At 67.9% G+C, this 13082-nt stretch carries 12 protein-coding genes; 2 read left to right on the top strand and 10 right to left on the bottom strand.

Going from position 1 to position 13082, the window contains the following annotated elements; translation table 11 throughout:
* Nucleotides 1-7: 7 nt before the first annotated feature.
* Nucleotides 8-463, top strand: coding sequence for an RbsD/FucU family protein (locus ABNQ39_RS24225; RefSeq protein WP_376962826.1), 456 nt, complete (start codon nt 8-10; stop codon nt 461-463).
* A gap of 31 nt (nt 464-494) precedes the next feature.
* Nucleotides 495-1676: a fumarylacetoacetate hydrolase family protein gene (locus ABNQ39_RS24220; protein WP_376962824.1), complete on the top strand. Its 1182-nt coding sequence runs from the start codon at nt 495-497 to the stop codon at nt 1674-1676.
* 26 nt (nt 1677-1702) lie between these two features.
* Here ABNQ39_RS24220 and ABNQ39_RS24215 read toward each other — a convergent pair whose 3' ends face one another.
* From ABNQ39_RS24215 to ABNQ39_RS24170, 10 genes are all read right to left on the bottom strand, one after another.
* Entirely contained in the window at nt 1703-3229 is a 1527-nt protein-coding gene (locus ABNQ39_RS24215; protein ID WP_376962822.1) for a UxaA family hydrolase, read from the bottom strand.
* 43 nt (nt 3230-3272) lie between these two features.
* Nucleotides 3273-4088, bottom strand: coding sequence for an amidohydrolase family protein (locus ABNQ39_RS24210; RefSeq protein ID WP_376962820.1), 816 nt, complete (start codon nt 4086-4088; stop codon nt 3273-3275).
* A gap of 4 nt (nt 4089-4092) precedes the next feature.
* Complete coding sequence (locus ABNQ39_RS24205) at nt 4093-5130, bottom strand: aldo/keto reductase (protein WP_376962818.1); 1038 nt, start codon at nt 5128-5130, stop codon at nt 4093-4095.
* 134 nt (nt 5131-5264) lie between these two features.
* Nucleotides 5265-6209: an ABC transporter substrate-binding protein gene (locus ABNQ39_RS24200; RefSeq protein ID WP_098738257.1), complete on the bottom strand. Its 945-nt coding sequence runs from the start codon at nt 6207-6209 to the stop codon at nt 5265-5267.
* A 57-nt stretch (nt 6210-6266) separates the two neighbouring features.
* The gene (locus ABNQ39_RS24195; RefSeq protein ID WP_376962815.1) at nt 6267-7364 is read right to left on the bottom strand and encodes an ABC transporter permease; all 1098 of its coding nucleotides are present in this window, start codon (nt 7362-7364) and stop codon (nt 6267-6269) included.
* Nucleotides 7361-8935, bottom strand: coding sequence for a sugar ABC transporter ATP-binding protein (locus ABNQ39_RS24190; RefSeq protein WP_376962813.1), 1575 nt, complete (start codon nt 8933-8935; stop codon nt 7361-7363). Before ABNQ39_RS24190 ends, ABNQ39_RS24195 begins: the two co-directional genes overlap by 4 nt.
* A 117-nt stretch (nt 8936-9052) precedes the next feature.
* A complete protein-coding gene (locus ABNQ39_RS24185; RefSeq protein WP_376962811.1) occupies nt 9053-9898 on the bottom strand; it encodes a fumarylacetoacetate hydrolase family protein in 846 nt (281 codons plus the stop codon).
* Between the two features lie 91 nt (nt 9899-9989).
* Nucleotides 9990-10733, bottom strand: coding sequence for an SDR family oxidoreductase (locus tag ABNQ39_RS24180; RefSeq protein WP_376962809.1), 744 nt, complete (start codon nt 10731-10733; stop codon nt 9990-9992).
* A gap of 146 nt (nt 10734-10879) precedes the next feature.
* Entirely contained in the window at nt 10880-11695 is an 816-nt protein-coding gene (locus ABNQ39_RS24175) for an IclR family transcriptional regulator (protein ID WP_376962807.1), read from the bottom strand.
* A 166-nt stretch (nt 11696-11861) separates the two neighbouring features.
* Nucleotides 11862-13046 (bottom strand): hypothetical protein, encoded by a 1185-nt coding sequence (locus ABNQ39_RS24170; RefSeq protein ID WP_376962805.1) that lies wholly within the window; start codon nt 13044-13046, stop codon nt 11862-11864.
* Between the last annotated feature and the right edge of the window lie 36 nt (nt 13047-13082).

Raw genomic sequence — 13082 nt, 5'->3', positions numbered from 1 at the left:
AAGAGCCATGCTGAAAGGACTCGACCCGCTTCTGTCCCCCGACCTGCTGTGGGTGCTGGCCGCCATGGGGCATGGCGACGATCTGGCGCTGGTCGACGCCAACCATCCGGCGGAGACCATCGCCCGCGCCACAACCTCGGGCCGGCTGATCGTGCTGCCGGGGGTGACGATGGCGCGCGCCGCCCGCGGCATCCTCAGCGTCTTTCCGCTCGACGGCTTCGTGCCCGACCCGGTGCGCCGGATGGAGGTGGTGGGCGACCCCGCCGCACTTCCCGCCGTCCAGGGCGAGGTGCAGGCGGAGATCGACCGCGCCGAGGGCCGCCCGTTGCCCTTGCAGGGGATCGAGCGGTTCGCCTTCTACGACGCCGCCCGCCGCGCCTTCGCCGTCGTGCAGGTCGGCGATCCGCGGCCCTATGGCTGTTTCCTGCTGCGCAAGGGCGTCATCGCCGGCGACGTGCCGTAACCCGACCCAATTTCAAGATTCGGACTCCGACATGATCCAGTTCCCCGTGGATGTGACCCGCACCCTTCCCAACGACGGCTATGCCGGCACCCTGGCCGGGCGGGTCTGGCGGCCGGGCATCGGCCCGTCGGTGGTGGCCGTGCGCGCCGATGGCGTGTACGACGTGACCGCGACCTTCCCGACCATGAGCGAACTGGCCGCCCGGCCCGATCCGGCGGCGGACCTCGCCGCGGCGGCGGGGGAGCGCATCGGCGCGCTGGCCGACATTCTCGCCAACACGCCGCCGGACGGTCGAGACGCGACCGCTCCCTGGCTGCTGGCGCCGACCGACTTGCAAGTGTTGAAGGCGGCCGGCGTCACCTTCGCGGTGTCGATGCTGGAACGGGTGATCGAGGAACGCGCCCGCGGCAACCCCGACGCCGCCGAGGCGATCCGCGCCGAGGTGCAGCGGCTGGTCGGCGACGATCTGGCGGCGCTGAAGCCCGGCTCCGAGGCGGCGATGAGCCTTAAGGAGGTGCTGATCGCCCAGGGCGCCTGGAGCCAGTATCTGGAGGTCGGCATCGGCCCGGACGCCGAGGTCTTCACCAAGGCCCCCGTGCTGTCGTCGGTCGGCACGCTGATGGACGCCGGGCTGCACCCGAAATCGACCTGGAACAACCCGGAGCCGGAGGTGGTGCTGATCGTCGCCCCCGATGGCCGCATCACCGGGGCGACGCTGGGCAACGATGTGAACCTGCGCGATTTCGAAGGCCGGTCGGCCCTGCTGCTGTCGAAGGCGAAGGACAACAACGCGTCCTGCGCCATTGGTCCCTTCATCCGCTTCTTCGACAGGACCTTCACGCTGGACGACGTCCGGAGCACCGATGTCGCCCTGACGGTCGAGGGGCCGGAGGGCTTCCAGCTGGCCGGCCTGTCCTCCATCTCGCGGATCAGCCGCGATCCGGAGGATCTCGTCGCCCAGACCGTCGGCCCGGTCCATCAGTATCCCGACGGCTTCGCCCTGTTCCTCGGCACCATGTTCGCGCCGACCCAGGACCGCGACAACCCCGGCGGCGGCTTCACCCACAAGGAGGGCGACATCGTCACCATCGCCGCGCCCAAGCTGGGCGCGCTGGTCAACCGCATGCGGCCGAGCGACGCTTGCGAGCCCTGGAGCGTCGGCATCGCCGAACTGATGCGCTCGCTGGTCCGGCGGGGGGCGCTGAGGGGGTGAGCGCCCCCCCCCCTGCTTCGGCGTCGTCACATGACGGCGCCGATCTGCCAGGGCACGAACTCGTTGTCGCCGATGCCGTTCTCCTCGCTGCGGGTGCGGTGGCCCGACGCGGTATCGAGCATCAGGCGGAACAGGGCGGCACCCGCCTTCGCCACGCTGGTGCCGCCGTCCAGCACCGCGCCGCCGTTGAAGTCCATGTCGTCGCCCATGCGGGCATAGAGCGTGCTGTTGGTGGCGATCTTCAGCGACGGCGTCGGCTTGCAGCCGTAGGTCGAGCCGCGGCCGGTGGTGAAGGCGATCAGGTTGGCGCCGCCCGCCACTTGTCCGGTCGCCGACACCGGGTCGTAGCCGGGCGTGTCCATGAAGACGAGGCCGTGGTCGGTCACCGGCTCGGCATAATCGACCACCGCGTTCAGGCGGGTGCCGCCGCCCTTGGCGACCGCGCCCAGCGACTTCTCCAGGATGGTGGTGATGCCGCCGGCCTTGTTGCCGGGCGACGGGTTGTTGTTCATGTCGCCCTTGTGCAGGCTGGTGTAGTCCTCCCACCAGCGGATGCGGTCCATCAGCTTGTCGGCAACGGCCGGGGAGGCGGCGCGGGCGGTGAGCAGATGCTCGGCGCCATAGATTTCCGGCGTTTCGGACAGGATGGCGGTGCCGCCATGGGCGACCAGCAGGTCGACCGCGGCGCCCAGCACCGGGTTGGCGGTGATGCCGGAATAGCCGTCCGAGCCGCCGCATTGCAGCCCGACCGTCAGGTGGCTCGCCGGCACCGGCTCGCGCCGGACGTCGTTGGCGATGGGCAGCATGGCGCGGACCAGGGCGACGCCGCGCTCGATGGTCTCGCGGGTGCCGCCTTCCTCCTGGATGGTCAGGGTGGCGATCAGCCCGTCCGGACGCGGCGCCAGCGTCTGGGCCAAGGGTGCGATCTGGTTCATCTCGCAGCCCAGCCCGATCAGCAGGAGCCCGGCGAAATTGGCATGGTCGGCATAGCCGCGCAGGGTGCGGCGCAGGATCGCCATGCCCTCGCCCGTGCCGTTCATGCCACAGCCGCTGCCATGGACGATGGCGACCACCCCGTCGACATTCGGGTAATCGGCCAGCGCGTTGCCGTTGAAGGCGTCGGCGATGCGTTTGCAGACGGTGGCGGAGCAGTTCACGCTGGCGATGACGCCGATGTAGTTGCGGGTGGCGATTTGCCCGGACGGACGGCGGATGCCGAGGAAGGTCGCCTCCTCCGCGCCGCGGTCGGCCTCGACGATGCGGGTGGAGCCGTGGTCCAGCCGGGCTTCGCCCATGCCGAGATTGTGGACGTGGACATGCTGGCCGGGTTCGATCGGCTGGGTCGCGGTGCCGATCACCTGTCCGTACTTGACCACCGGCTCGCCCGGCGCCACGGCGCGGATGGCGATCTTGTGACCGCTGGGGATGGTGGCGGCGGCGGTGCCGACGAAGCCGCCGACGGAGACGGGGCTGCCCGCCGGGATCTCACGGGTGGCGACCGCGACGCTGTCCGACGGGTTCAGCAGGAGAAGTTCGGGAACGGAAGACGGCATCGGTCATGGTCCTTGAGGATGGAATGGGACGGCGGACGTGGGATCAGCCCAGCCGGTAGAAGGTTGCGGCATTGCCGCCGAACACCGCGTCATGCGCCGCTGCGGGGACCAGCCGGCGGCACATCTCCAGCCAGCCGGGATAGTCGCCGGCCAGCCGCAGGACCGGCCAGTCGCTGCCCCAGAGCAGCCGTTCGGTGCCGAACAGGGCGATCAGGCGCTCGACATAGGGGCGGATGTCGTCGATCCCGGTGCGCTCGCCCGCTTCGGTCAGCAGGCCGGACAGCTTGCACCGGACATTGGGCAGGCCTCCGAGGGCGGCCATGTCCTCCGCCCAACCCGGAGTGCCGCCGCCGGCGATGTCCGGCTTGGCGGCATGATCGATGACGATGGGCAGCGACGGATGCCGACGGGCGAAGCGCAGCAGCGACGGCAGGTGAGGCGGCAGGACCAGCGCGTCGAAGCTCAGCCCCCAGTCGGCCATCGCGGCGGCGGCCGGATCGATAGCCGGATCGTCCAGCCAGTCGGCGGCTTCGGCCTGCACCATCGGCCGCAGCCCTTTCAGCTTGGGGTGGGATGCCAGCGCCTGAACCCGCTGCGGGGCGTCCGGCGCCTTCAGGTCGGTCCAGCCGACCACGCCGCGGATGAAGCTGTGCTTTGCTGCGAGGTCGAGCATGAAGGCGGTGTCCGCCTCGCTGGACAAGGTCTGCACCAGGACGGTGCCGTCGATGCCGCTCTCCAGCAGCAGAGGCAGCAGGTCGGGCGGCAGGAAATCGCGGTGGATGGGACCAAGCTCCGGCGGCGGCCATTCGCCCCGGCGGGCGGCCATGAGCCAGAAATGCTGGTGGGCGTCGATGCGCATGGGGTCAGGCCTCCGCCGGTATTGGTGCCGCCTCGTCCAGCAGGCCGCGTGACTTCAACGTCTGCCAGAAGGCTTCGGGGATCGGCGCCTGCGCCCAGGCGAGGTTGGTCGCCAGCTGGCCGGCGTTGCGCACCCCGGTGACGCAGGAGGCCACCGCCGGATGGGCGAGCGGGAATTGCAAGGCGGCGGCGGGAAGCTCGACAGCGAACTCGCGGCAGGTTGCGGCGAGCGCCTCCACCCGCGCGACGGTTTCCGGCGGGGCGTCGGCGTAGTTGAACTTGCCGTTGCCGGCGAGGATGCCGGAATTGAACACACCGGCAGCGACGATCCGCGTGCCGGCGGCAAGGCAGCGTTCCAGGAAGGGCGACAGGCTGGTCTGTTCCAGCAGGGTGTAGCGGCCGGCCAGCATGGTGCAGTCGAGATCGACCTCGTCCATCGCGTCCAGCGCCACCTCCCATTCGTTGACGCCGAGGCCGATGGCCGACACCGCACCGTCGCGCCGCAACTCCTCCAGCGCGCGGAAGCCGCCGCCGCGGGTCAGCGCGTCCCAGTGATGGGCATGGGCCTCGCCATGGGTGACCCGGCCGATGTCGTGGACATAGAGGATGTCGATGCGGGCGAGGCCGAGGCGCTGAAGCGAATCCTCCACCGAGCGCAGGATGCCGTCGCGCGAGTAATCATAGACCGGGTGGAAGGGCAGGGGATCGGCCCAGCCGCCGGCATCGACGCCCGATGTCCGTGCGCCGCCGGCATTCGGGCGGATCAGCCGGCCGACCTTGGTCGACAGCACGAACCCGTCGCGCGGCCGGTCGCACAGCGCCGCACCCAGCCGCCGCTCCGACCGGCCATAGCCGTAATAGGGGGCGGTGTCGAAATAGCGGATGCCGGCCTCCCAGGCCGCGGCGACGAGGCGGTCGGCCTCAGCCGGATCGGTCGGTCGGTAGAGCCCGCCCAGCTGCGCGCAGCCCAGACCGATCACCGGGAGCGACAGGCCGGAGCGTGGCAGGGGGCGGCGGTCGGCCAAGGGGTCGGTGAGGTTCATGCGGGACGCCTCAACTGCGGAAACTGGATTGCGAAGAAAATGGCGTGCGCGGCTAGGGACCGGGCGCCGCGCACGCCCAAGGCCAGGAGAAGGGGCCAGGAAAAAGGGCTGGGGAGAAAAAGCTGTGCAACCGCTCAGTACAGAACGTTCTGCGCCTCCGGCGTCGCCAGATTGGCCTTGGTCACCAGCACAACGCCGGTATCCAGCGCCTTTTCGACCTTCTCGCGCTTGGTCAGCTTGACCGCCGTCTGCACCCCCAGATAGCCCATCTGGTAGGAGCCCTGGACGGCGATGGCCTCCAGCGTGCCGTCCTTGACGAAGCCCTGGAGGTCCTGGTTGCCGTCGAAGCCAACCGCGGCGATGTGGCCGGCCTTGCCGCTCTGGGCCAGCGCGCGGCCCATGCCGATGGCGGTCGGCTCGTTGGCGCCGAAGATGCCCTTCAGGTCGGGGTTGGCGGCCAGCACGTCGGTGGTCTGGTTCAACGCGGTCGCCATCTGCGACTGGGAATAGAAGGGGCCGACGATCTCCAGCTTGGAATGGTCCTTGATGTATTTGGTGAAGCCGCCGACCCGGCCGATCTCCGATCCCGCACCGGCGACATAGGACATGACGGCGATCTTGCCGCTGGTGCCGACCTTGTCGATCAGCGCCTTGGCGCACAGTTCGCCGGCCTTGACGTTGTCGGTGGACAGCATGGCCTGGTAATACTGCTTGCCGGCGTCCGACACGGGGGAGTCGATCAGCACCACCGGGATCTTGGCCTCCCACGCCTTCTTCAGCACCGGGACCAGCGCGTCGGGGTCGGAGGGAGCCAGCACGATGCCGGCGACCTTCCGGTTCACCGCATTCTCCACCATGTTGACCTGATCGGCGATGGCCGATTCCGCCGCCGGACCCTGGAAGGTCATGGTGTAGCCGTCCGCCTCCTTCTGGGCGGTGGCGGCACCCTTCTGCACATTCTGCCAGAAGGTGGAGTTCACCGTCTTCACCACCACAGCAATCTCCTTGTCGGCGGCAAGGGCACTGCCGGCGGCGAGAGCGATGGCGGACGCCAGACAGGCCGAAACGAAGCGCTTCATGGTTTCACTCCCTGTTGGTTTATTGGGGTTGATTTGTTTGCTGGTCGAGAACGCCGGTCAGCGCCGGTTGCGGATCTGGTCGATCCAGACGGTCAGCAGGATGACCAGACCGATGATGATCTGCTGGGTGAAGGCCGACACGCCGTTCATGTTCAGCCCGTTGCGCAGGATGCCGATCACGAAGGCGCCGATGGCGGTACCGGAGATCGTCCCCACCCCGCCGATCAGCGAGGTTCCGCCGATAACCGCGCTGGCGATGGCATCCAGCTCGTACATCACGCCTTCGTTCGGCTGGGCGGTGACGAGGCGGGACATCAGCACGCAGCCGGTCAGCCCGGCCAGCGTGCCGGACAGGACGTAGGTGAACAGGGTGACGCCGGCGACATTGACGCCGGACAGGCGGGCGGCCTCCGCATTCGATCCGACGGCATAGATATGGCGGCCCAGCGTGGTGCGGCTCAGCATGATCGCCACGGCGATGGCGATGACCACCATCAGCACCACCGGATAGGGGATGCCGGGGAAGACCACATCGGGAAAGCCGTCCTCGCCGATGCGGACGATGCGGAACATGGCGCCGTTGCCAAGCTCGCCGAAGGACTCGCCCAGCCCCGACACGGCGCGCGCCCCGGTGATCTGCAGGGCGACGCCGCGCGCCACCATCATCATGCCCAGCGTGGCGATGAAGGGTGGCAGCTTCAGCCGCGTTACGCACAGCCCGTTCAGCAGGCCGCAGAAGGCGCCGACCAAGATGCCCAGCCCCATGCCGAGCGGCACCGGCGCGCCCGCCTTGACCGCCAGCGCCGCCACCACGCCGGACAGCGCCAGGACGGAGCCGACCGACAGGTCGATGCCGCCGGTGATGATGACGCAGGTCGCGGCGATGCCGAGATAGGCGATGGAGGTCACCTGCAAGGCGATGGTCATGCCGTTGCCGACGCTGAGGAAGGCGTCGCTGGTCGCGGAGAAGACGGCGACCAGCACCAGCAGCCCGGCCAGCGCCGCGAACTTCTGGATCAGGTCCTTGCGCCGGTCGTTCATCACGCGACTGCTTATGGCGCTATTCATCGCCGGGGGAGCGTCGCTCACCGGCTGACGCGGCGTGGCGGCAGCGGACGGCGCGGCGTCGAGGGTCTTGGTGGTGGGATTGCTCATGGCGTTCCGGCTCCCGGCGCCGCCGGGCGGCCATGGCCCGAGGCGAAATGCATGATCTCTTCCTGGCTGGTCGCGCGCGTGTTGAGAACGGCGGTGATCCGGCCTTCGTGGAAGACGGCGACGCGGTCGGTCAGGCCGAGGATCTCCGGCAGTTCGGAGCTGATCAGCACCACGCCGATCCCCTCGGCGGCCAGCCGGTCGAGAAGCTGGTAGATGGCGAACTTGGCGCCGACGTCGATGCCGCGCGTCGGCTCGTCGAAGAACAGGATGCGCGACTGGCGGAACAGCCACTTGGCGATGACGATCTTCTGCTGGTTGCCGCCCGACAGCAGGCGCGCCACCTGATGCGGCGACGGCGTGCGGATCGACAGCATCTGGATGTAGCGCCACGCCGCCTGCTCCTCCGCCTTGCGGTCGATGAATCCCAGCGCGTTGGACACCGCCGCCATGTTGGCGAGCGTCAAATTCTGGGTGACCGACATCTTGACCGCCAGCCCGTGGCTCTTGCGGTCCTCCGACAGATAGGCGATGCCGTGGGCGATGGCGTCGCGCGGGGTCTTCACCGCGATCTCGCCGTCGCCGAGCCGGATGGTTCCGGCATCCAGCGGGTCGGCGCCGAAGATCGCGCGGGCCACCTCGGTGCGGCCGGCACCCATCAGGCCGGCAAAGCCCAGGATCTCGCCGCGTCTGAGGTCGAAGCCGACATCGTGGAAGACGCCGCGGCGGGTCAGGCCGCGCACCTCCATCAACACGTCTTCGGTGGGAATGGAGGTGCGCTCCGGGAATTTGTCGTCCAGCGAGCGACCGACCATCAGTGCGACGATCTCGTCGACGCAGGTGTTGGCGAAGGCGCGGGTGTCGACGAAGCGGCCGTCGCGCAGCACCGTCACCCGGTCGACGATCAGCGCCATCTCGTCCAGCCGGTGGGAGATGTAGACGATCCCGACCCTCTGCTCCTTCAATTCCCGGATCACCTGGAACAGCAGGGCGGTTTCGGACTCGGTGAGGGACGAGGTCGGCTCGTCCATGATGACGATCTCGGCGTTCAACGATAGCGCCTTGGCGATCTCCACCATCTGGCATTGGGCGACCGACAGCGATTTCACCGGCGCGTCGGGGCGGATGTCGACGCCGAGACGGTCGAGGCAGACCTGGGCCTGCCGGCGCAGCGCCGCGCGGTCGATAAACCAGCCGCGTTTTGGCTCCCGCGCCAGGAAGATGTTCTCGGCCACGCTCAGATGCGGGACGAGGTTCAGCTCCTGGTGGATGATGGCGATGCCGGCCCGTTCGGCGTCGAGCGAGGAGGCGAAGCGCCGCAGCTCGCCCTTGTAGGCGATGCTGCCCTCGTCGGGCTGGTACTGGCCGCTGATGATCTTCATCAGGGTCGATTTGCCGGCCCCGTTCTCGCCGCACAGCGCATGGACCTCGCCGCGCCGCAGGTCGAAGCCGACGCCGTCCAGCGCCAGCACGCCGGGGAACCGTTTGGTGATGCTGTCCAGCCGCAGCAGCTCGGTCCCCGCCACTGCTGCGGGGAGCCGGCCGGGGGCCGTGTCGAGCGACGCTTGCTGCATGGCACCTCCCCATCCGGTGCGCTCCCTCGTTGCGGGGCGCGCCGTCTGGCTGCTTTGTCGAGCAAACCGCTGCTTATCCCGGCCGTGCCGTTGTTCCGGGCATGACCGGGGAAGGCGTTACTCCGCCGCGTACACCTGCTGGCGCTGGCGGCCGAGACCCTGGATTTCCAGCTCGATCCGGTCGCCGGGCTTCAGATAGGTCGGCGGCTTCAGCCCCAGACCGACGCCCGGCGGCGTGCCGGTGGAGATTACGTCGCCCGGATGCAGGCTCATGAACTGCGACAGGTAGGAGACGACGTGGGCGACGCCATAGACCATCGTCCGGGTCGAGCCGTTCTGGTAACGGTGGCCGTTGACCTCCAGCCACATGTCGAGCGCCTGCGGGTCGGGAACCTCGTCCTTGGTCACCAGCCAGGGGCCGATGGGTCCGAAGGTGTCGCAGCTCTTGCCCTTGGTCCACTGGCCCTGGCGTTCGATCTGGAATTCGCGTTCCGACAGGTCGTTGACGACGCAATAGCCGGCGACATGGTCCAGTGCCTCGGCCTCCGACACATATTTCGCCGTCTTGCCGATGACGACGCCGAGTTCGACCTCCCAGTCGGTCTTGGTCGAACCGCGCGGAATCTCGACAGGGTCGTCCGGACCCTGGATGGTGGAGGTCGCCTTCATGAAGATCACCGGCTCCGAGGGGACGGTCGCCCCGGTTTCCGCCGCATGGTCGGAATAGTTGAGGCCGATGCAGACGAACTTGCCGGTGCCGGCCACGCAAGGACCCAGCCGGGTCGAGGCGTCGACCAGCGGCAGGCTGTCCACCGGCAAGGCCGCGATCTCCGCAAGCCCCTCCGGCAGCAGCCAGCGGCCGGCGATGTCGTCGACATGGGCGGACAGGTCGCGGATACGGCCCTGGGCATCCAGCAATCCCGGCTTCTCGGCCCCCCGCGGGCCATGGCGCAGAAGCTTCATCGAGCGTTTCCCCCAGATTACGTGTTCAGGAGTTTCTTTTCGTTTTAACGGCCCGGCCAATGAGGCCGGCTGCCGGTCAGATTTTTGGCGGTCAGGTGTTCGTCCAGCCGCCGTCGATGGCGATGGCCTGTCCGGTCATGAAGGAGGAGTCGTCTGACGCGAGGTAGACAGCGAGCTTCGCCACCTCCTCCGCCGTGCCCAGCCGGCCCATCGGCTGGCGGGCGATGAAGGCGGCGCGCGCGGTGTCGTAGTCGCCCAGCGCCCGCATGCGGTCGTGCAGCGATGGGCTGTCCACCGTGCCCGGACAGATGGCGTTGACGCGGATGCCGCGGGTGACGTAGTCGGCGGCGACCGATTTGGTCAGGCCGATCACCGCGGCCTTGGTGGTGCCGTAGATGAAGCGGTTCGGCGCCCCGATGATCGACGAGGCGACCGACGACATATTGACGATGGAGCCGCCGCCGGCCTCCAGCATTCCCGGCAGGAAGGCGCGGATCATCCGGTACATCGACCGGACATTCAGCGTGACCGCGAAGTCGAAGGCGTCTTCGTCGCACTCCAGCACCGTGCCGGCATGAACGAAGCCGGCGCAGTTGAACAGGACCGACGGAGCCGGCACCTCCGCTGCGAAGGCGCGGATCGCCGCCGGATCGCAGACGTCCAGGCGGCGGGTGACGATGCCGGGAATGCCCGACAGCTCCGCCAGCAGCCCGTCATTGATGTCCGTCGCCACCACGCTGGCGCCCTCCTCCGCGAAGGCGAGTGCTGCGGCACGGCCCATTCCCTGTGCCGCAGCGGTGACGATGGCGGTCTTGCCCTGCAATCTGGCGGTCATGGCGGTGTGCTCTCCCCAGGCGTTGTTCCCTAGGCGCGATGTCGGGCGCGGTTGAGGCGCCACCGGATGCATCGCTGTTTCCACAATCCGCGATTCGGATCGTGTGTTTTATATACACATCGTCATTGCGCCTGTAAATCGATCCGTCAGTCCAACGAAAAGATTTCCGATATACGCCGACTGGCTTCGTCCAGCGCAGTCAGAATCTCCTCCGGTTCCTTCGGAACCTGCCGGGTGCGCAGATAGGGACAGGTCAGGGCCGCGACGGCGCCGCCCTCCCGCCGGTCGATCACTGGACAGGACAGATCGACCACCGCTTCGGTGATGCCGCTGGGGCGGGCGACATGGCCGGCGGCACGGATGGCATCCAGGTTGCGGTCCAGCGCATCCAGGTCGATCCATGGATCCTCCCGCCGCAATTCCTCATACAGGCCGTGACGGCGGCGAGCACCGATGAAGGCCATCAGGCAATGGCCTGACCCGGTCAGCACCATCGGCTGTCGATAGCCGATGCGGACGGTGAAGCCGATGTGGCTTGTGCTTTCCACCCGCGCCACCACGGCGATCTGCGTGCCCGACATCACGGCGAGATGACAGGAATAGCCGGTCTTCTCGGCGAAGGCGTTCATGAAGGGCAGGGCGATTTCGATCAGCGAGCGGTTGACCGGCCGGTTCATTCCCAGGCGGAACAGCCTGTCGGTGACGCGGAAGCGGTCGTCGCCCTCCAGCCGCTCGATGTAGCCGCGCTGAGCCAGGACCGAGACCATGCGGAAGATCTCGCCCTTGGTCCGTCCCACGCCGTCGCCGATCTGCTGCAACGACTGGGGATCGCGGCACTCGGACAGGAATTCCAGGATGTCCAACCCCTTTTCCAACGCCGGGGCGGAGTATCGCCGCTCGCGGTCCGGTGTGTCCGGCAGATCGGCGGACAATTCGGGTGGGTCGGCGTCGGTTCCGGTCATGGTGGCGTTCCCTCTTTTGCCGGTGCGGTTTCGTTTTACCTATGATTCTCCCGCTTCACCGGAAAAACAATGGCGGACTTGCGCGTCACCGCCGCTCTCTCTCAAAGCAACGGGAGCCTCGGCGAACCGAGGCTCCCGCTCTGCACAATCTGTGCACCCCTTTCCCTTATTTGGCGGTGATGTCGGACACCTTGACCGGTGCCGGCTGTGCTGCCGAAGGTTTCCCCAGATCCTGGCGCAGATCGCTGGGCTTCAGCGGTTCACCCTTGCGCCAGGAGATGCGGTAGTAGAGGCTCGCGACCTCTGGGTAGGTTTCGAAATTGTCGAGGTTCGCGCGGGCCTTCGTCTGGTTGCGCTGGGCGCACACCACGTCCCCCCGCTCCGTGCACAGTTCGGCACGCAGCGACGGCACCAGGGCGCTGGTCGGGTCCCAATATTCGGCATCGTCGAGCGCCGTGATCGCCTGATCGTAGCGGCCCGTTGCCATGAAGGCGCCGGCCCGCAGTAGATCCCCGGCGGCCAGGATCGTGTAGGCGCGCTGATAGCGGGCGGAGTCCATCGCCGGCTTCAGATAGGGTTCGACCGACTTCTCGTCGTCCTTCACCAGCATGACGAAGGCGCGGTTCAGGCGGGGGAACAGCAGGGCCGGATCGGTCTGGTCGGCTTCCTCGAACAGGCGGGCGGCCTCGTCGGGCTTCTGCTTGTGAAGGGCGACGATGCCCGCCATGTTCAGGATGCTGGCCCGTTCCCTGTAATAGGTCTTGGAGGCGTAGGTCTTCAGCTCGCGCGCGATCAGCTCGTCGACCTCGGTGTAGTCGTGCTGGCGGTCGGCGTTCTGGAGCGCGTAGACCACCGACACATAGGGGGCGAGATGCTCCATCACCTCCTGTGCGGCGCGGCCCATCATGTCGGGCAGCGGCTCTCCGTCCTTGCGCTTGACGATCACCGGGAAGGGCGGCTCGTCCGGGTCGCGCACCATGGCGACGAGCTGGAGCTTGCCCTCCTTGTCGTCCTTGGCGAAGCTGCCGTTCACCGTCGCCGTCTTCATGCCGAAGGTGTGCTGGACGGCGGCGGTCATATCCTCCAGCTTCAGCGTCTTGGCCAGGACCGCCCCCATGGTCTTCGCCTTGGTCGAGCGCACGCTCGGGCTGCCGAAATAGGACTTGGTGTCGCCGATCTCCTGCATCTTGGCGATGAACATGTCCTCCATCACGTCGCCCCGGGCGGTTCCCTTGGACAACTCGTCGGGCATGTACAGGCTGACGGCGACGCTGTCGGCATGCAGGACGGCATCGGTCGAGATGATGCCGAAGGCGGCCATGAAGGCGACCGCGAGCGAAATGGGATCCATGGTGTCACCTCTCTTTGGCGTTATCGTTGAAATTGT

Origin of the sequence: Azospirillum sp. A26 (assembly GCF_042604635.1) — a bacterium.
In the GTDB taxonomy this organism is placed as follows: domain Bacteria; phylum Pseudomonadota; class Alphaproteobacteria; order Azospirillales; family Azospirillaceae; genus Azospirillum; species Azospirillum palustre.
Note: the sequence above shows the minus strand (reverse complement) of the source record. Positions and strands in the feature narration are given on the sequence as shown.